Source organism: Candidatus Eisenbacteria bacterium (genome assembly GCA_018831195.1).
In the GTDB taxonomy this organism is placed as follows: domain Bacteria; phylum Eisenbacteria; class RBG-16-71-46; order CAIMUX01; family JAHJDP01; genus JAHJDP01.
The window spans coordinates 24,572-44,497 of record JAHJDP010000119.1 but is presented as its reverse complement, the minus strand read 5'-3'; the positions used below and the strand labels follow the sequence as shown (position 1 = coordinate 44,497).

General features: G+C 60.7%; 16 protein-coding genes. 5 read left to right on the top strand and 11 right to left on the bottom strand.

Features of this window, described 5'->3' with window-relative positions; genetic code table 11:
• The 8 genes from KJ970_20805 to KJ970_20770 form a co-directional block, all read right to left on the bottom strand.
• The gene (locus tag KJ970_20805) at positions 1 to 996 is read right to left on the bottom strand and encodes an HlyD family efflux transporter periplasmic adaptor subunit (protein MBU2693367.1); all 996 of its coding nucleotides are present in this window, start codon (positions 994 to 996) and stop codon (positions 1 to 3) included.
• Positions 993 to 2,336 carry a TolC family protein gene (locus KJ970_20800; GenBank protein ID MBU2693366.1) on the bottom strand — a complete coding sequence of 448 codons (1,344 nt, stop codon included), beginning with the start codon at positions 2,334 to 2,336 and terminating at the stop codon, positions 993 to 995. The genes KJ970_20805 and KJ970_20800 overlap by 4 nt, the downstream gene beginning before the upstream one ends.
• Positions 2,333 to 2,860 (bottom strand): hypothetical protein, encoded by a 528-nt coding sequence (locus KJ970_20795; protein ID MBU2693365.1) that lies wholly within the window; start codon positions 2,858 to 2,860, stop codon positions 2,333 to 2,335. The genes KJ970_20800 and KJ970_20795 overlap by 4 nt, the downstream gene beginning before the upstream one ends.
• Positions 2,861 to 3,203: 343 nt before the next feature.
• Complete coding sequence (locus KJ970_20790; GenBank protein ID MBU2693364.1) at positions 3,204 to 3,575, bottom strand: carboxypeptidase-like regulatory domain-containing protein; 372 nt, start codon at positions 3,573 to 3,575, stop codon at positions 3,204 to 3,206.
• Between the two features lie 164 nt (positions 3,576 to 3,739).
• Positions 3,740 to 5,302 carry a S8 family peptidase gene (locus KJ970_20785; GenBank protein ID MBU2693363.1) on the bottom strand — a complete coding sequence of 521 codons (1,563 nt, stop codon included), beginning with the start codon at positions 5,300 to 5,302 and terminating at the stop codon, positions 3,740 to 3,742.
• A gap of 111 nt (positions 5,303 to 5,413) precedes the next feature.
• Entirely contained in the window at positions 5,414 to 8,413 is a 3,000-nt protein-coding gene (locus KJ970_20780) for a CHAT domain-containing protein (protein MBU2693362.1), read from the bottom strand.
• Positions 8,406 to 9,080, bottom strand: a complete 675-nt coding sequence (locus tag KJ970_20775; GenBank protein MBU2693361.1) for a hypothetical protein — start codon at positions 9,078 to 9,080, stop codon at positions 8,406 to 8,408. Before KJ970_20775 ends, KJ970_20780 begins: the two co-directional genes overlap by 8 nt.
• Before the next feature lie 127 nt (positions 9,081 to 9,207).
• Complete coding sequence (locus KJ970_20770) at positions 9,208 to 9,825, bottom strand: sigma-70 family RNA polymerase sigma factor (GenBank protein ID MBU2693360.1); 618 nt, start codon at positions 9,823 to 9,825, stop codon at positions 9,208 to 9,210.
• Positions 9,826 to 10,181: 356 nt separating this feature from the next.
• On the opposite strand from KJ970_20770, the gene KJ970_20765 reads away from it, so the two are divergent.
• From KJ970_20765 to KJ970_20745, 5 genes are all read left to right on the top strand, one after another.
• On the top strand, positions 10,182 to 12,530 hold the full coding sequence (locus KJ970_20765; protein ID MBU2693359.1) for a protein kinase: 2,349 nt from the start codon (positions 10,182 to 10,184) through the stop codon (positions 12,528 to 12,530).
• Positions 12,531 to 12,682: 152 nt separating this feature from the next.
• Complete coding sequence (locus tag KJ970_20760) at positions 12,683 to 13,240, top strand: sigma-70 family RNA polymerase sigma factor (protein MBU2693358.1); 558 nt, start codon at positions 12,683 to 12,685, stop codon at positions 13,238 to 13,240.
• Positions 13,237 to 14,049 carry a HEAT repeat domain-containing protein gene (locus KJ970_20755; GenBank protein MBU2693357.1) on the top strand — a complete coding sequence of 271 codons (813 nt, stop codon included), beginning with the start codon at positions 13,237 to 13,239 and terminating at the stop codon, positions 14,047 to 14,049. Before KJ970_20760 ends, KJ970_20755 begins: the two co-directional genes overlap by 4 nt.
• Before the next feature lie 24 nt (positions 14,050 to 14,073).
• A complete protein-coding gene (locus KJ970_20750; protein MBU2693356.1) occupies positions 14,074 to 14,931 on the top strand; it encodes a hypothetical protein in 858 nt (285 codons plus the stop codon).
• Positions 14,932 to 15,043: 112 nt separating this feature from the next.
• Positions 15,044 to 15,835, top strand: coding sequence for a DUF4097 domain-containing protein (locus tag KJ970_20745; protein ID MBU2693355.1), 792 nt, complete (start codon positions 15,044 to 15,046; stop codon positions 15,833 to 15,835).
• A gap of 74 nt (positions 15,836 to 15,909) precedes the next feature.
• Here the strand turns inward: KJ970_20745 and KJ970_20740 are convergent, their stop codons facing one another.
• The 3 genes from KJ970_20740 to KJ970_20730 are packed head-to-tail and all read right to left on the bottom strand — an operon-like array spanning position 15,910 to position 19,772.
• Positions 15,910 to 17,529 carry a hypothetical protein gene (locus KJ970_20740; GenBank protein MBU2693354.1) on the bottom strand — a complete coding sequence of 540 codons (1,620 nt, stop codon included), beginning with the start codon at positions 17,527 to 17,529 and terminating at the stop codon, positions 15,910 to 15,912.
• A 39-nt stretch (positions 17,530 to 17,568) separates the two neighbouring features.
• The gene (locus KJ970_20735; protein ID MBU2693353.1) at positions 17,569 to 18,528 is read right to left on the bottom strand and encodes a mechanosensitive ion channel family protein; all 960 of its coding nucleotides are present in this window, start codon (positions 18,526 to 18,528) and stop codon (positions 17,569 to 17,571) included.
• Between the two features lie 41 nt (positions 18,529 to 18,569).
• Positions 18,570 to 19,772 (bottom strand): PQQ-binding-like beta-propeller repeat protein, encoded by a 1,203-nt coding sequence (locus KJ970_20730; GenBank protein ID MBU2693352.1) that lies wholly within the window; start codon positions 19,770 to 19,772, stop codon positions 18,570 to 18,572.
• Positions 19,773 to 19,926: the final 154 nt, after the last annotated feature.

The following is a 19,926-nucleotide window of genomic DNA, read 5'->3' as shown; positions in this document are numbered from 1 at the left end:
CTACCATCCGTCGATATCAAGGGTCACATCGGCCGGCATGCCGGGTTTGAGATCCATCTGCGGATCGCCGGTCACCCGGACCTTCACCGCATAGACCAGTTTCACGCGCTCTTCTTTGGTCTGCACACTCTTCGGCGTGAACTCAGCCTCGCTGGCGATGAAGGTGACCTCCCCGGGGGTGCTGCGATGGGGATCGGTATCGGTGGTGATCTTCGCCTGCTGGCCCAGGCGGACCTTTCCGATGCGTGTCTCGGGGAGATAGACGCGCACCCAGCGGTCATTGGGATTCATGAGGGTGATGACAGCCGAACCGGGTGGCACGATCTCGCCCGGCTCGCGGTGTCGGACGGTGACCACTCCGGAAAACGGCGCGCGAATGACCATATTTTCGAGTTGGGCTTCGAGAGCCGCCACGGCGGCCACCGCCTGGGCGAGTTGGGCGCGCTGGGCCTCGATCCGCTCGATCCGCGGACCGATCTCCGCCAGTCGCGCCTGTTCGTCGGCTTGAGTGAACTGGCTGCGCGCCAGATCATGGGCCAGGGCGGCCTTATCGAGCGCCTCTTGGCTGACCGCGCCGGCCGCCCGCAGATCGCGGGTGCGCTGGAGGTCCCGTTCGGCATCCTGGAGTCGCTGCCGCGCCGCCTCCCGCGCGGCGCGCGCCTGAGCCAGTTCCTCGGGGCGCGAGCCCCCCTCAATCTCTTGCAGCAGCGCGCGGGCCGCCGCCGCCTGGGCCAGGGCCTGGTCGCGACGCGCCGACATCTCGGCAGGATCCAGGCGGGCCAGCACGGCCCCGGCCTCGGATCGTTCCCCCTCGCGGACAAGAATCTCCGTGACGCGCCCGCCGGCCGGGAAGCCAAGTTGCGCCTCGGTGGCTTCAACGGTGCCTGAGAGAAAGAGCGCCGCCGGTTTTTTGTCGGATCGCAGCAAGAGCAGCCACACGGCGGCGGCCAGGACGACAACGACGGGCAATAGGATCCGGATCGGTTTACGGTTCATTGAAGGCTCTCCCTGATCCACTTTTGATCGAGCCGGCCGGTCACGCGCGCCAGCTCGACGCAGGCGGCGAGTTCCCCATGGCGTGCATCAGCCAGAGCGGCGCGCCCCGTCAAGAGATCGGCCTCGGCATCGAGGTAGTCGGACTCAGTACCCGACCCGGCCTCCAGCAGCAATTGCTGGATGCGGGCCACTTCCGCCTGGGCCGCGACGGCGGCTTCGAGGCTTGTCACGCGGGCGCGGGTCTCATCAATGGCCGTGAGGGCGCGGTCAATCTGCTCCCCGACGCGCAGCTCCGCGAGGGCCAGCGCGGCGCCGGCCCCCTGCCGCGCGGCCCGAGCCCGCTCGATCGAGTGTCGGATGGCGCCTCCTGCGAAGAGCGGCCACGCGAGCTGAAGTCCGGCATTCCACTCCCAGGTGTCGTGTCCGTCGCCGTCGGCCCAGCCCAGATAGCTGCCGGCGGCGATGAGTTTGGGCCAGCGCGCGCTGCAAGCGGCGAGCACCCCCGCATCGGCGGCCTGACGAATCTGCCGTGCCGCCTGAAGTCCGGCATTTTCTGCCAGGGCCGCCGCCAGCAGATCATCCCGTGCAAGCGATCCACCCGGCTCGCCGGGTAATGTGAAAGCCGCGAACGGGGCGGCCCGCACCGTCGCGAGCGCCCGCCCCGTCAGGCGCGCCATTTCCTGTTCCGCCCGATCGAGCGTTCCGGCAATCCTCACCCGCTCGGCCCGCGCGCCGGCCAGCGCCGCCTCAGCCTGCAGGACCTGAATCTCGGCCGCACGCCCAACGGCCAACAGCTGCTGCACCCGGGCGCGCTCCCGCTCCAAGGCCGCGAGGTGGTGGTCGTGCGCGGCGAGGGTTTCCTGCGCATTCAAGACGGCCAGATAGGCGTTCGTGACCCAGGCGATCAGGGATTGTTCGGTGGCCAGCGCCTCCTTATCGGCCGCCCCCGCCCGCGCCCGGGCCTGCCGCACTCTTCCGATGCGACCCGCGCCGTCGAATAATGTGTAGGAGAGGGAGACGCCGCCCTGCGCCAGTGTTTCGTCGAAGGGCGGCAAAGACTGGGGATTGAAGCCGTGGATGGGGAAAACCGCCATGGGCTCTTCGTACTGCGTGAGCGAGCCTGAAACCCTCAGCGACGGAAACCAATCCGCCCGAGCCTCCCCGACGGCGGCCCAGGCCTCGGCCTGCAGCGCCTGCCGGGCGGCGATGGAAGGATGTGTCGCGAGCGCGGCATCGACAGCCTCGGGTAATGTGAGGGCGCCGGAAGCACTTGGGAATGTAAGGAGGAATAGCCCGGCCGCGGCCAGCAAAGGACGGATAGAACTGCGGATGCCCATCACCGCTCCTCTCCTTTCTGCAGGATCTCTCGGTACTCAGGGGGATCGTCTTTCAATCGAAACTGAATGTGCACCCCCGGTTGATCCGCCTTGGACGTCTTCCAGATCGCCCCCAGCGCCGACATGGCGCCCATCATCATCAAGGCTTTGTCATCCCCCCACCAGCCGAACGAGCTGCCGATAGCGCCGGCGCATAAACCCAAGGAGGCTCCCATCCCCATTCCTTGCCAGGCCAGCTCGGAACGGGACAACTCATAAGGCTCGAGGCCGCCCATGCCGGCGGCGTGTGAGACGGCGCGCCATTCAGAAGTGTCATCGTCCCGTGGCGCTACCGGATGGTTTAGGAGATAGTTGCGCAGGTAATCGCTTCCGGGATTCCCGGCCTGCGGCCGCGCGGCCCTGATAACGATGGGATACTCAAGGCGGATTTCAATGTCGTCGTCGGGAGGTTTTTTAGTCTCTGCGCCGGCGGCTGCTGTCAGGATGAGCCACACAAGGAAAGCGGCGGCCACTGGGAGTCTTTTCACCTGAACACCCCTCCCACAGAGGTTCATGGGATCATCCTGTCCCGGTTTTCATCTCAGCGGCCGGAGAGCATGGGTTCCCGCCCGGCCGGCGAACCCTTGGAAACCACGTCCATGATAGCAGGCGAATCGAGAAGGTTGGGATTGAGAACGCCCCTGGCAGAAAAATGATGAAGGTCCAATAGAGATCGAACAACGGCGAAAAAAAACACCCCGCGCGGCGGCCCGTCCTCCGCGCGGGGTCTTGCTGCCCGAACGACACTCTTCAATGCCATCCACGCTCTGTTTCCGGTCTTCCGTTCAAAGATGCTTTAGACAGCATCTCCGGTCGGAAAGGGGACGTGGATCAACGGCCCTGCTGGTATTGGAGTTTCCCCCCATTCGAGGGACCCTGGCTCAACCCGACCAAGGTGACGGTGCCAACATCCGTGATCTGGCCGTCGAGTATCTCGACGCCTTCGATCAGCGCCTGGCCGACACGCTTCATGCCGGCTTTCAGATTGTAGATACCCTCCGGAATGTCGATCAGATTGAACACACCGGATGCTTCGGTTAAGACATAAGCTACGCAGACGCCATCCTGCCAGAGAGACACACGCGCACCCTCAACCGCATCGCCGTTGCCATCGACAACCAGGCCGGTCACAGCGCCTGTTTGGGCCCATGCCCCGCCCGCCAGAAGAGCGATCATCCCCAGTGCAAAAAGTACCTTCCTCATTTTACAAAAATCTCCTTCCTGTTCCCTCGAGACCGGGTCTCCAACCGAACCGATGATCGAAACGGGCTGCGGGAGACCTCGCATCAGAGGTCGCGGGAGGCGGGGATTTGATACATGCGGATGATAAAAATCGTGACCGGTGGTGCGGAGCGCGGGGCGGGGTGCTACCGAGACAAGACCACGACGCGGTTGGTCCATGCGGCGCCCCGGGGACCGCTCACGCGGAGGTAATAGACGCCCGGCGCGAGGCGCATACCGCGGCGATCGGATCCATCCCACGCAATGACGGATTGGCGGGGTTGCGGCGCGAACCGGTGCAGGCGACGCCCCGCGATGTCATATAGCGCCACGGCAGGAACCCATCCCTGCCCGGCGGCCTCGTCGGGGAGGGCCAGATAGACCGTCTCGCCTGCCATCACCGGATTGGGTGTGATGATGGGCCATGGCTCCGCATCGAAGGGACCGACATCCGCCAGAATTCCTATGGCCCGAAGCGTCTCCCTCCCGTCGAAGCAACCCGTCCCGAGCCTGTTAATGTACAATTGGTTTTCGGTGATGTGGTAGATACCGATCGTGCCTTGTTCGACGATCTTGTAGAGCTCGTCGGCGCTGATTGAGGGAAGTAAATCGAGGATCAGCGCACACTGCCCGGAAATGAAGGCTGCGGAGAAGGAGGTGCCGGCCCCCAGGGCATAGGCTCCATCATAATAGGGCCCCATGATACCGACGCCGGGCGCCGAGAGCGCCACCTTGGCGTGGTAGCTTGAGAAGTCAGCCTTCACGTCCATCGAATCAAGCGCCGCGACCATGAGGACTCGGAAGTCACTCGCCGGATAATACTGCACGCTGTCGACCCCCAGATTGCCCACGGCGGACACCATTCCGACCGAGGCCAGCGAGGCCTGTGCGAGTTCGTGGGCCACGACACCGGAGTGCTCGGGAAGCCCGAGACTCATGTTGATGATATCCGCCCCCTGTTCGACGGCATAGCGGATGCCCTTGGCCAGGGCAAAAGTCGTACCTCGACCTTCATCATCAAGAACGCGCACCGGGAGAATCTGCGCCCCAGGGGCCGCCAGGTGGATGACTCCCGCCACCAGTGTTCCATGCCCCGAACCTTCGTCGATCTGTCCATCCAGGTCATCGTCGATGCCGTTAGCCTCGTCGAGCGGCTCGGCGTCATTATCTATGAAGTCATATCCGCCCGGCGCTATCGCACCGGCCAGCGCCTCGTGGGTCGCCAGCACTCCGGTGTCCAGCACCGCCACCAGAATCCCATCGCCTTGAGCCGTTCCCTGAATCAGCGGCAGGTGCAGTCGCTCGACCACATTCTGATCCCAATATTGATCAATCGTTCCACCCACGGCCGCCACGATCATCTGACGCACCCCCTCAGGGGTTTCCTCGCGATAGGCATGTTCCACACAAACGAAACGGGCGGAGTCGGCCGCCATATCGGTGATCAAGAGCTGCTCATCGCACCCCTCCGGAATCGTCAGGAGGTATAGCGGCGGCAAGGAGTCGCGCGTGGCGGTCCCATAGCATGCATTGACAGATTCGATGGAGTACCCGTCCGCCAGCTGAACTTGAATGAAGCCGGGGTCATACTCCCCTTTAACAATAACGGCGGCGCTGAGTAGTGCGGCCGCGAAGAGGGCGGCGACTCGGAAGTTTCCACAGAACCGCCGGTCTGGCGTAAAAACCCGGCTGTTGATCAATCGGCGCATCTGTCTGCCACCTCTTTGTTGTGTCCCTGCTATAGGTCCCTTTATATGAGCCATCCTCATCGATGCTATCATGCACCGCTCGGGATCGGCAATGCCCCCCCGTGGACGGACCTACCCCGCCGTGCTGAGAACGGCGAAGGAGGCCCAATGCCAGGGGTGCGGCCTGCTGGCGCGCGTGCCCCGCATGGCCTCCGTGAGCGCCCGCGTCGGGTCCGCGTGGCCGGCGAACTCGGCATAGAACCGCCCCATGAGTTCCTGCGTGGCGGCGTCATGGATCGGCCACAAGCTGGCCACCACATGACGCGCTCCAGCGGATAAAAACCCCCGGGCAAGGCCGATCCACTCATCGCCGCCGGGCGCAACACCCCGGCCGGATGAACAGGCGGTCAGCACGACCGTCGACCCCGGCAACCGGAAGTCTGAGAGGTCGTGCACATAGAGCGGGCCATCCTGCAGTTGAATAGATGAGAAGGCCGGATTGTCCGTTCGCAGTGCGCCGTGAGCCGCCAGATGCACGAGGCCCGCCCGGGCCGCCTCACGGCGCAAGGTCGCACGCGTGGGGGCCATATCGGTGGTGACGGACCACCCCGACAGAAGCTCGCGGGTCATCTCGATCTCCGCCTCAATCGCCGGCAGATCGGGCGTTGGGACTCCCGCCAGAAAGGCCCGCTTGGGCGCCCTCCGGCCGTGGGTGCGGCACCAGACCCGCGCGCTGGGACAGATCCCGAGCTCGCAGCGCTCTGATAGATACCCCGCGGGACCGAGGAGCGCCCCCACAGGCACCTGATGAAGGACGCCGTGCGGCGAGATGACCCAGCGCCGGCAGTCGGGTAATCCGGCGTCGACGAGCGGCTGCCAGAGCAGTTCGTACATCTGATGCAGGATCGATGTGGTGGCGGTCTGGAAGAGCTCATGCGGGGCCGCGGGTCCCGGATACCCCCGGCCCGCTCCGGCGCCGGAGGCCGGCCGGCGCTGCCCTTCCCGCTCCCGGGTGCTGGCTACCGCCATGGCCGCCCACTGGAAATCCAGGCCGCGGCGAAGCTCGCTCAGCCGCTGGGAAAGATCATCGGCGAGTCGGTACGACTGCGCACCCGCCGCCGTGACCGCAATCGCAAGAGAGAAGCCCTCAGCTATGTGGTAACTGAGAAAGCCTTGCTGGTCGTCAAGGGCGCCTATCAAGGAACGTAACGAGGGGGCGAGATCCGGCATGCCCCTTGCCGGACCGGGCCCGGCCGCTGAATCTGTTGGCGAAGAGGCTGCCGCTCGCCCCCCTGGGCGCCTTCGTGAAGCGCCCCCTTGTTGCCCCTCGCGCAATGTGCGGCGCAGACACGTCCACTCCTCTTCCGCGCGGCGCAGATCGCGGCGCAGATCATCCGCCCGCTGACGATCCGCGGGCGTGCCAAGCTCCAACCGAGAGACGCGGGCGTGCAGCCAGGAAAGCCGCCGCCGGAGGGCGACCCCCTTCTGCGCGGCGGGCGAAGGCCGTGCCGCGAATGGGCCCTCTTCTCCATCAAGGGGTTCGGAGGCGGGATGACGGATGCGATCCCACAGGCTCTGGGCTCGAGCCCGCTCCATCCAGGCAAAGAGCCGTTGGACTGAGGGACGCGGGCGCGCGAGTTCGAGCCTGAGGAGGTGATCGTACAGGTGCGTCTTGTCACTCAGAAAGGCGATCTTGGAATCCTCGGTTGGAGCGCGCAGGCGCATACCCTCGAGACGATTCACGGCGCGCGCATAGGCCCGGCCAGCCTCGCGCGGGGCATCGGCCTCCTCGTACCCGCGCCCCAGCTGTTCCAGCGCCGCACTGGTCTGAATCGGATAAAGTCTCTTGGGAATGCGGGCCAGGAGTTCCTCCATCGCGGCGATCCTCGCCCGTGGGGAGCGCTTCGACGGGATCTGAGCGAGAAAGACCGACGCGGCCGCTTCCCAACGCAGCAGACCGAGATGACGGAAGGCCTGCAATGCTGTCCGCGCCTGGCGCCGGCCGCGGGATCGCTCTCCCTGGCACAAGAGGACTTCGGCCTGGAGCAGCCGCATGACCGCCGCCCGCGATAAATTCTTCTCCCCCCTGAAGAGACGCATGGCCTCGCGGCCCGCCTGCAGAGCAGCCGATAGCTCTCCCATCTCCAGGTGAATCCAGGCGCTCTGCGCCAGTGCCAGCGCCCGGTCGTAGCGAAGATCCTCGCTATCGAACAGCCCAGCCGCTTCTTGTACAAGCGGCAACGCATCGCGATGCAGATTGAGCTGCTGGTACATTTCTGCGTGATTGATCAAGCAGTTCCCCAGAAATGCGGGGTGGCCGGTCTCGCGGAAATAGGCCGTGGCCCGCACTGACTGCGCCAATGCGAGATCGGAATCCCCGCGCAGCGCATGTACATAAGCGGCGTTCATCCAAACCTGGGCTTGAAGGAGCCCGAACCCTCGGCGGCCGCACTCACGCGACAGAGATGTGAAGAGGCGCAGGGCCTCCTCGTCCCGATCGATTTGCGTCAGGGCGACAGCCCGGTTGACCTCGAGGCCTATAACAGATTGATCACGCACGCCCAGTTGGGCGAACAGATCCGCCGCCCGCTCATACTGAGCCAGCGCTTCGGCGGGCTCATCGCGTTGGAAGTGGAGACTACCCAGATTCATCGCCAGCTTCGCAAGATAGGTCCGATCACCGGCGGCGGCCAGCAGGTTCTGCGCCTCGCGGGCCGTGGCGTGGACCTCATCCATGCGGCCCAGCAATGTCAAGACATGGATGCGCCCCACCAGAAGCTGACCGAGAAGGGCATGGGTCCCGGCTTCCTTCCAAGCCACCACTGCTCGCGCGTATGCGCCATCCGCCTCGCGCATGCGCCCCGAGAACAGCAGGGCCTCAGCCAGCGTGCGTTCGGCCCAACCGCGGGCGACCGGATCGGTGGATTGCGCCGCCACCTGGAGCGCCACGCCGGCAATGCGGCGCGCCTCGGCGGCATCGACGAGGTAGTGCAGGCTGGCTTCCTGGCGCAGCGCGGCGGCCACCCCGGCAGAGTCCACCAGGGGCCGCGCGATGAGATCTTCTCGTAAAGCGACCGATGTCAGGGCCATGAGTTCGCGGGCCCGCCGGGCGGTGCGTGACCCGTCAGTCATCGGCCGGATGGGGGAAATGGATCGGGTCGAGCACGACCTGACACTCCGCCCACTCGATGGCCAGGTGGATATCCGGCCCGCCGACGCCGCGGAAAATAAACTCGCCTGCCGGTGAGAGTGGGCAAAGGCACGCCGCGTCTTGGTCCTGGCCCTCCACCAGGACGGCCTGGGCCCCGGCCGCGGGGGCCGCGGCTCCCGCTGGCAGGAACTGGCCCCTGATGAGACTCGTCTCCTCCGGCGCCGATTCGATCATGACGTGAACGCTGCCCGCGGGTGATTCAAATAGAAGATGCCGACTGGTAGTCGAAGAGGTCCCCCGCACACCGGCCAGTAGGCTTCCGGGAGAGCCGTCCATCACCAGCGCGGCCCGAATGACTTCCAGCTCCTTGGCCAGACGCCGCTTGAGCGCATGGCTCGCGGCATGTTTGTGGAAACTGCGTTCCTGATCTTCGATCCATTCCCTGGCGCGCGCCATCAGCCGCTCGGGGACTTCGGCCAGCGGTCCCGCCGCGAGACTCTCGAGGATCGTTTGGATTTGCGCGAACCGGCGGCCACAATCAACGCACCCGGACTGCAGGTGCCGCGCCTCTTCACGGCCCGGCGCATCTCCCTCGCTCGTTTGCAGACACAGCCGGATGATCTCTTCGTCGGATAAGTGCTCCGGCATCTCTCCTCCTATGTGGTCCTGCCATCGTGCCGGCCTTTCGCGGCACACCAGCTTCAGCTACCCAGAGGTCGTTGCGACCCTTCCTTCTGATACATCTATGACCCGGCTTTGGAGCCCTGCCCCTCGCCTACAGCCAGCCTCGCTCCTCGAAGTACCGACGCATCCGGGCCAGGCAGCGCGCACGGGTCGGCCCCAGGCTGCCAATGGGGATCCCCTCGCGGCGAGCGATCTCGCCGTAGCCGGGCTGCGGATCTTCATAGAAGAAATATTGGATGAGGCGACGGCAGCGCTCCGACAGGGCCGCGAGCGCCTCGCCAGTCTGCTGGGCCCGTTCCAGTGATACCAGAACCTCATCGGGTGGCGGCTCCGTCGCCGGCCATGTGGCCAGCTCCCCATCGAAGACCCCATCAGCGCGGGGTTGCCTGATTTCAGGCGGGCGCTTGCGAATGCTGTTGATGGCCTGGCGCCAGGTGATTCCGACGATCCAGGGAACGAGTTTCGCAGGACGGCGCAGTGTGGCCAGGTTCGCGTAGATGGCGGCGATAGCCGCCTGAAAGGCGTCTTCCCGCTCGATAACCGGCAGGTCGACCCGGTTCACCGTGGCGTAAATCAGTCGTGAGTATCGGCGCAGAAACTCCTGCCACGCACCCGGCGCATGCGACAGGCAACCCTCGATCAACGTCTCAGGTGACCCATCACGCTCCTCCCAAATGTTAAGAGGAGCCGCTCCGCGGGGCCGCTTCATCGGATGCGTCGGATCAGGCTCCTGTTTGGATTCCATGCCCGCAAGATAGCACACCCTCTCTTTCCCGAGAACCTATCGTTTGCGGACCGAACCCGATGGAGAATTGGCCTCGCCGCCGGTCGGAAAACGCGACTTTCCATGCGGCCATGCGCCCCTGATGGTCATCGGTCCGACGATAACCCCATCCACAATTATTGTATTTGTTAAACATCGCCTTTGACGACCATCCGCCCCACCTCGAGAGGGCTTGTCGCCTTCGTTTTTCTAATCCCACCGAGTGGCTTTCATCGCAGGAAAATCAGAATTACAATCCCGGTTAGAGATGAGGTGGACCGAATGACAAGGATATCCAGCTCGTGATCGAAAAGACTCTAGGTCATTACCAGATACTCGACAAGTTGGGCGCCGGGGGCATGGGCGAGGTCTATCGCGCCTTGGACACCAAGCTCAAGCGCGAGGTGGCCCTCAAGCTCCTCCCCGCCGATATGTCCACCGACGCCGCCCGCCTCGAACGCCTTCAGCGCGAGGCCGAGACCGTCGCCCGGCTCAGCCACCCCCACATCGTGCACATTTACTCGCTGGAGGAATCCGGCGGACGCCACTTCCTCACCATGGAGCTCATCGACGGCGAAGGATTGGATAAGATCCTGCCGCCCGGGGGTCTCCCTTCGGCGCGGGTTTTCGACATCGCCATCGCCTTATGCGACGCCCTTTCCGCCGCGCACGAAAAGGGGATTGTTCATCGCGATATAAAGCCCGCCAACGTCATGGTGACCAGCGGAGGCCGGGTGATCGTCTTGGATTTCGGGTTGGCCAAGCAGGCCGGGCCGTCCAAGGATACAATCCCGCCTGAAAGTTCCACCACGGAGATTCTGCCCCTCACCGGTGAGGGCGCCATCATGGGAACGGTGCCGTACATGTCTCCCGAGCAGTTTCGGGGTCTGGAGGCTGATCACCGCAGCGACATCTTCTCACTGGGCATTCTTCTTTATGAGCTGGCCACCGGGAAAAAACCTTTTGAGGGCGCCACCCTCTCAGATGTGGGGGCCTCCATCCTTCGCGACACGCCTCCGCTGCTTACACAATACAGGCCGGATCTTCCCCGGCATCTCGGACGGATACTGGCCCACTGTATGGAGAAGGAACCTGAGCGGCGGTACCAGAGCGCCAAAGATATTCGCAATGAACTTGAGGCATTACGGGATGAGATCCGCTCGGGTGAGTCCTCCATCGGTGACAACCGCCGGGCCTTCGAGCCGGATGCGACCCCCGTCCCGCCACCGGAACCCGCCGTTCCCGCGCGGCCGGCGCCTGAGCTTCACTCCATCGCCGTGCTCCCTTTCGTCAATATGAGTAGTGACGCAGAGCAGGAATACTTCTCTGATGGGATCTCTGAGGAATTGCTCAATCTTCTGTCAAAAGTTAAACAGCTGCGAGTCACGTCACGCTCATCGGCCTTCTCCTTCAAGGGCCAAAATCTGGAGATTCCGGAGATCGCCGGACGACTGAACGTCGCTCACATCCTCGAGGGGAGCGTACGCAAGGCCGGCAACCGTGTGCGTGTCACCGCGCAGCTGATCGAGGCGGCAGCGGACATTCACTTATGGTCGGAGACGTTCGACCGCACGCTGGATGACATCTTCGCGATCCAAGATGAGATCGCCGCCGTCGTGGTGGAGCGGCTCAGAATCACACTGCTGGGAGAACCACCGAAGTCAGGTGCGCCCGATCCAAAGGCGCATGCCCTCATCATGCAAGCGCGCCATATGCGCAACCTGGGCAGTGTCGAGGCTTATGAAAAGGCCGTGGAACTTTGCCGGAAGGCGCTGTCCATTGATCCGCAGTATGCGGAAGCGCTCATCACACTGGCGGCAACGTATACAAATCAGGCGAGCAAAGGTCTGCGAGACCCGGGAGAGGGTTTCCGACTGGCCCGCGAGGCAGCCCAGAAGGTGCTGGCGATCGATCCGGATTGTGCGCGCGCCCATTCCATGCTCGGCTGGATCTCAGGCGGCTACGATGGAGATCTCGCCACCGCGGCCCGGCATATGCAACGCGCCCTCGCCTTGGAACCCACGAATAGCGCCGTCATCGGTAATGCCTCGGGATTGGCGACATTCCTCGGCCGGACAGACGACGCCATAGCGCTCGATGAATACCGCGCCGCCCGCGATCCGGTGAGCCCCAACACCCACGTCAAGCTGGGCCTCGATTATATCTCCGCCGGACGCCTGGACGAGGCGATCAGCGCTTTCCGCACCTCTCTGACACTGAGCCCCGGTTACATCACCAGCCAGTTCTTCATCGGCATGGTGTTGCTGCTGAAAGGCGAGAGCAAAGCGGCGCTGGCGGCCTTTCAGAAAGAGCTCGACGATGACTACCGCTTGAAGGGCATCGCACTGGCCTCCTACGAATTGGGACGGCGAGCGGAGTTCGAGGCGGCGTTCACCCGGCTTCGCGATCGATGTGAAGATGCGTATCCCTCTGAGATCGCCCAAGTGTATGCCTGGATCGGCGATGCTGACGCCGCTTTCAACTGCTTGGACAGGGCGGTCTCCCAAGGAGAGGCCCTTGGGGATCAGTTTCTGCAACCATCCTATAGAAACCTGCATGATGATCCGCGCTGGCACGCCTTTCTGGAAAAAACCGGCAAGGCTCCGGAGCAGCTCGCCGCCGTCACGTTCCAGGTGACGCTGCCGGCATAACCATGGACCCCTCACCGCCTCCGCTGCCGGCGCGCATTGCCTTATTTCGCAAGATGTTAGGGGCCGAGTCGTGTGATAGCATTTTTCTGACAACCTCTTTGGAAAACCGCAGTCTAAATGAACAGAGATGAGATATATGGAGCGAACCTGAAGTGCGTGAGACATCGGATGAACAATTGATGCAGGCGGTTCGAGACGGCGACCTCGATCAGCTGGGATGTCTTTTCGAAAGATATCATAAGCGGCTCTATAACTTCTTTCTCAGACAGATGGGAAACCGGCAACTTAGTGAGGATTTGGTTCAAGAGGTCTTTTTTAGAATGTTAAAATACCGCCGGACATATCGGGGTGAAGGCAAGTTTACGACGTGGATGTATTCAATTGCCTGCCGAATCAAGATAGATCATTTAAGACAGGCGAGACATCGATATACATTTACAGATGAGATTGAAGAATTAGCCGGCACTGATCCCGACCCGGATCATTTGACCGAACAGTCTCTTAATCATCAAAAACTCTACGATGCCTTGAGCCGGCTATCCGAAGAAAGACGTACGGTTTTGCTTCTCAGTCGATTCCAGAATCAAAGGTATTCGGAAATTTCTAAAATTTTGGGCTGTCCGGTAGGAACCGTTAAAGCCAGAGTCTTTTATGCCATCAGGGATTTGAAATGGCTGTTTAACGAGCAGAGAGATGAGGCCGTAGAATGAACTGTAAAAGGATTCAAGAGCTGATACCGGATTATTTGGCGGGGCAAATCCCCTCCGATGAACTTCACCTGTTTGAATCACACTTGAGCCAGTGCGAAACCTGCCGGTTGGAATTGGAATATATGGAAAAAACATGGGTGGAACTGGCCGATTTCCCCGACGAAGAACCGAGCCCGGATTTGCGGGGCCGGTTTTATCCGATGTTGGAAGCGGAAAAGAGGCGGTTGGGGGAATCCGCAAATACATCTTGGTGGAGGCGCCTTGAGTTGTGGCTTGAAGCCTGGTGGCCCCGCCGGCCCGCCGTGCAGCTGATGATGACCGCCGCCGTTCTTATGGTGGGAATGGCGGCGGGCTCCCGTTTCAACGCGGGCGAAGGATCAAAAGAAGAGCTCGCGCACATGCGTTCTGAAATTCAACAAATGAACCAAATGGTGTCATTATCACTGCTATCGCAAGATTCTTCGAGTGAGCGCCTGCGAGGGGTGAACTGGAGCACCAGGGTCGATGTCCCCTCCACCCGGCTATTGACAAACCTGACCCGCATCCTCAACTCCGATCCCAATGAAAATGTCCGCCTCGCCGCCGTCGACGCATTGACATTCTTTCCTCACGAATCAGGCGTTTTGGATGCCCTGTCATTGGCGCTTTCGCAGGAGTCCTCCCCGATGGTTCAGGTGGCCCTCATTGATTTTCTAATAGCCCTTCAGGAGAAGAAGGCCCTGGAAGCGCTGAAAATCTTCATCACCAAACCAGACGTGAGCCCATCCGTAAAAAAACACGCGGAAAGTAAAATCCATGCATTATTGTAAAAGAAATAGAATGGGGAAATCATCATGACTCAATATATCTTCGTTCTGTTCATGATTCCCGTCATTGTCTCCAGCACGCCGGTATTGGCGGCGGATATTGTCGTCAATGAGGACTTTTCAAAAGTCCTGCGATTTGAAAATCCCAGAGGAGAGCGGCTTGTTATTGTAGATAATGTGTTCGGATCTATTGATGTGAAAGGTTACGATGGCGATGAAATTCAGGTGAGGATTCGAAAGTCCATTACTGCGCGCTCGGACGAAAAGGTGAAGGAAGCTCAGGAAGAAGTTATCCTCGACATCTTCGAAGGGGCCGAGCTGATTGAATTCTATGTTGACGGGCCCTTTCGCCGCGGCGGGGACCGCGGGATCGATTGGCGGGGATACCGCCGCGAAGGATACAAAGTCGTCTACGACTTCACTCTTGAGATACCGAAGGATTGTCAGATTGACTTGAAAACCGTTGATGAGGGGGATATCAACGTCCACTCCATCAGGGGGGATTTTCAAGCAAGCAACGTCAATGGGGCAATATCGATGAAAGGGCTTCGCGGCTCGGGAGAGATTTCCGCGATAAATGGAAAAGTCCTGATCGCGTTCGATTCAAACCCGAAAAACAAGTGCAAATTCGAGACTATAAATGGCGATGTGCGCCTCTATTTTCAATCGGATTTATCGGCGGATTTTTATATGAAAACCATGAATGGCGAGGTTTTTACTGATTTTGAGGTCGTGTCGCTGCCGGGTAGATCAGAGATGAGCGAGAAGAAGAATGGCAAGAGCGCCTATAAAGTCACGCATATGTCGGGTGTGCGCGCCGGAACCGGCGGGCCGGAGTGTGAATTGCACACCCTCAACGGTGACATGTTTATTTTGAGCCAGTAGGCTGCGGTTCGCGCCGAAGAAGTTCAAGAAATGGAGGATTCCTATGCCCCATCGAACGAGTATCAAATGGACAACATTGTGCAACTCATTGATTCCCCCACTGATTCTCTCTTTGTTCGCGGGTGCCGCAGCCGCACAGCAAGAAACGGCGGATCGCGTCATCGTGGAGCTGACCGACCCCGGAAAACCGGTCTTTCTGTCCGCGGGATTGATAAATGGCGGCATCACGGTGGTTGGTTATGATGGGAAGGACGTTATCGTTGAAGCGAAAGCCGGCATGGTCAAGCTGGATAAACACGACAGAAAAGGAGGCAAATACGAAGGTATGACACGCTTGCCCGTGAGCAGCAGCTCGCTCACCGTCGAAGAACAGGATAACAGAATCGATATCGACACCGACTCATGGGCCCATCCCGTCGATCTTATGATCAGGGTGCCCAATAAAGCCTTCTTGAACCTAAGCTGCATTAATTCAGGGGATATCAAAGTGGAGAACATAACGGGAGATATTGAAGCATCCAATATAAATGGCGCTGTAACACTTCTGAAGATTAGCGGGAGCGTGGTGGCCAGCGCACATAATAAGGATCTAACGGTGACTTTCGATGCCATTAATCCTGAAAAGGATATGTCCTTCAGCTCGTTTAACGGTGATGTTGATATTACATTCCCGGCGCCATTGAAAGCGCTGGTCAAGATAAAGACGGTGCAAGGTGATATCTTCACGGATTTCGAGGTGAAAGAAATTAAAAATCCGGAACAGGTTATCCAGAAGAACAAGAGGGACTCAGACGGCAAGTATAGAGTAGAGATCGATCGTTCCTTTTGGGGAACCATCAACGGCGGTGGTCAAGAGTTACATTTCTCAAACTACAACGGTGATATCTACATCCGGGAAAAATAGAGAGAACACCGGGCGGCGACCCCGGCGGCAGCGGGCGCTGATGCGGCGCCCGCTGCTGTTTTTGTGAGAAACGGCTACTCCCGCTCAATCGTAAACGGGACCGGTCGCGCGACAACCAGCGGAGGATGCCCTTCTACCTCCAGCCACCCATTGAGAAGATAGCGCCGTCCCGCGGGCATTGCGGCTCCATCCTCCATCGCGCCATCCCAGATTTCCGTGAAGGATTTTGTTTCCCCGGGCGCCCACTCCGCGGTGAAGACCACATCCCCAAACCCTCTTCCACGCGACCAGAGCCAGAGGTAGCCGGGGCGGGCCATCCGCGGGTCCTCGATGGCGAAGTCATACTGCTTCGTGCTGAGAAATGTTATACTAACCGGCTCCCTGCTGGAATTGGTTACGTACAATGTCAGTTCGCGTTCGGATCCCTCGGGACCAGTCACTGGTTCTATTGAAAGCCTCGCCTGCAATCCACTCCCGGGATGCTCGCTTTGTACAACCAGCCTGGCCGGGCGGACGGGCACCGGAATGTCCGCTGGGATCCGCGCCTCCAAGTGATAGCCGCCTGGATCCGCCACATCCCCTGCATTGGAGCACCCTTCCCAGGTTTCCTCGAAACTCCTCACTGCGCCCGGCTCAAGGCTCAGTGTCGTGATGACTTGGCTGAACTCCATAGCGTGGGCCCAGTTCCAGATGAGAAGATCCGGCGTACTTGGATCCGGCAGCATCGGATCGGCGGGTTGCGGTCCGCCCCGCAAAATAATAAGATCGTAGAGCTGAGTCGTTGGGAATGTAAGCGTGACGGATTCCGCCCCGTGGTTGGCCAGGCTCAGCTTGAGCCGCCGGTGGGATCCCATTTCTCCGGCCGGAGGTTCAACGCTAAGAGACGCAACGACGGCATGCGGGTCCGCCATATCCGACAATACATAGCTGATAAGATCGGATAGCCGCGCCGCCAGCACCTTCAACGGTTCCGGCGCAAGAGCTTCGTCGGCGAGGACTCGCTTGCGCATCTCTCCGTCGTGCAGCGCCACTTCCAGCAGGCGCCCATGCGGCGGTTCCTCATCAAGATAAAAATCGTTCAACTCGCCAAACCGGGCCTCCCGGAACCAAGTGATGATCCTGTCGAGCCGCTCTTCGCCAAGCTGGATGCGCCCCAGGCGGGCCGCCCCTTCTCGATAGGCCATGGTGCGGCCATTTTGGAGAATGCGAAGTCCTTCATCGGGAACCCGGGGGTCCCCAATCGCGCGATACCAGATCCAACCCTCTCGAGGGAAGACGTGAAGCATTTGTCGGCGATGGGTTCCGGCAATCTCAACGACGTAATCGCCGGGCTCGAGAACCGGAAGCTCCCCCGTGATCTCGAATGTCGTTCCGCATCGAATGGGACGGCTCAATGGGTCGGCCGCGAGCGAGACGCTGATCTCCCCGGGCTCCTCACCCGGCCCCTCAGTCGGCTGATTCACGACTTGTATAAGGAGCGTCTCGACCGCCCGCGTCCCCTGAGGAGACGTCCCCCAAACAGTCACGCTGGCGGATTCCCCCTCGACCACAACCTCCGGAACTCTTACCCCCCCGATAAGGAGACCGGCGGTGGATTCGGTCGGGGGGACTGATTCCGAGGAACATCCGGCGAGTAAAAGAATGACTCCCATGATTTGAAAGAGTGTGCCGTAATGGGTTATACGTTTGCGCATCCTACACCTCCAATGAACCCCTGTCGGTCCCCGACGGCCTCAGCGCCCTGCCTCAACCGGCGGTCCCGCGACGCCCGCCCGGGCTCCTGGTTTTCCCTCGGACATATTGTGATAGAAACGGGTTGTGGGATAGGCGAAATCGATGTCGTCGTTGGCGGCGAAGGCCTTCAACACATCCTCCCATATGGCGGCGGCCGACGACCTTCGCTTCCTGGGATCGCAGATGTAGCGCACCGTCAATGTGATGCCGTTGTCGATAACGGAGGTCCAGACGATGGGAGTGAGATGTGTGAACTTGATGAGGTACTTTCGGGCGGCCCGCTGCACCTGCTCCTGGGCCTCATGGCTTCTGAGAAGCGAATGCCGTTCCGCCACCTCTGAGAGGATTTCTTTCGCCCTCTCCCAATTGCTTTCAAAAGTCACGGTGACGGGAAGCTCGTTCCAGATGAACTTGAATCCCTGCGTGTAATTCGCCGCGCTGTACTTGAACACCCAGCCGTTCGGAATGTGAATGATGCGGCCTGTGCTTTGATCAGCGTCCACCCAGTTTCCGATCTCAACGATGCTGAACTGGAACAGGCGCAGATCGATCACGTCCCCACGGTGCTCGCCGATTTGTATCCGGTCCCCCACCACGAACGGCTTCCGAATCGTCAGGAAGATCCATCCCGCGAAATTCGTGACCGGATCCTGCAGAGCGATGGCGAGACCGGCGGACAGAAGCCCCAGATAGGAGACCCATCCCGTGGCGTTGCCGAACCAGACGATCAGCATCGCCATGAATAAGGCGAACCCGAGTACATAGCTGGTCGATTTGATCAGAATATATTTCTTGGAAATGTCGGGGACTCGGCGATCAAGAATGGCTGACACCAGAATGCGAACACCAAGAAAGAGGATGACAAGACCCAAACTTCCCGCCAGACGCTCGAAGAGGCCATGTGAAAGGCCGCTGTGCGCCTGAACCCATTCAACCAATCCCGCCCATAAACCGGACATATGGAGTTGCCCCGCTTTCGTGGATTACCTTTGCCTGAGGGTCATTGAATCAACACCATCGGGATCTTCTCCACGGCGGCGCCGGCGTCCATCCGGCAGAAATAGACTCCCGGCGGCGCCATCACTCCACCCTGGTCGGTCCCATCCCAAATGAGTTGATGGCGGCCCCTCGCTAAGATTCCGCTGTGGAGCGTGGTGATACGGCGCCCGTCCACAGAGTAGATGGAGAGGCGGATAGATGCATCCTGCGGCAGATCGAGGCGGAGGGCGGCGCTCCCGGCGAAGGGATTGGGAGATACGGTCAACAGGCGCATCGCCGCGGGACCGCTCCCGACGGAAGAAAAGGGGGCCGCCTTCAGGTCGATGCTCGCGACGATACCGAATCCGTCGATGACATCCTCGACCGCGGTGCCGTCGAAGTTCATGCACTTGATCATTTCACGATTAACTTGTACGCCCTCCTGCCCCCAGTAGACTTTTCCCGCGGCGAGGTCGAGGCAGATGCCATCGGGGTTGTGATTTCCGCCCGCATCAAAAATCGTTTCCACTTCGGTTCCATCAAGGTTGGCCCGGCGCACGACGTCGACGACGTAATCGGTCCAGTAGACTTTACCCCCGCTTATATCGAGGGCGAGGCGGGCGGGCCTGTCGGATTCTGAAACCACCGTTTGACTATTCGATCCGTCATAATCTGCGCGGAGGATCTCCCCGGTGGACCCCGTCAGCGCGGTGCTCCAGTAGATCTTCCCGTTCACGGTGTCGAGAGCCAGCCCGGCGGCAAAGGATGTCGTGAGAAGGGTGTGCGCTCCCGTGCCATCGAGGTGCGCGACGCCGATAACGCCGGCGCCTTGATCTCCCCATACCAGGAGATCGGCGGCGGGATCGATGGCGATCTCCATAGGAAAGACAGGTCCGTAGACGAGGGTGCGCACATTGCCGCCATCGAAGTTGCAGCGCCGGATCTGATCGAGGTCGACATCGGTGTAGTAGACATATTCGGAATCGGGATAGACGGCGATGCCGCGCAGTCCGCCGCCCCCGGACAGGACCGTTTGCAGCCCGGTTCCATCGGTTTCGACACGCCGGATGAAACCGTCGGAGAAGCTGGGATTGAAGATGTCCGTGAAGAAGAGCGTCCCGTCAGCCAGAGCCGCGGAGAAACCGAGCCACGGCGCGACAAAGAGGAGGGTAAGGATGAAGGATCCCCCGCGGAGGATGCGAAAGACATCGTGTTGAACAATCATCGGAGTTTCCTTTCCAAAAATGGGCGAATCCCTTTTTAAAAAGCCCGCCTTCCGGACGATCCACGGCCGACGGACGGCGTTCCGGAGAATCTTTTCTGCCGAATCTGATTGTACTTCTTTCTCCAGGGTTCGACAACTATTCTGGATCCCATGT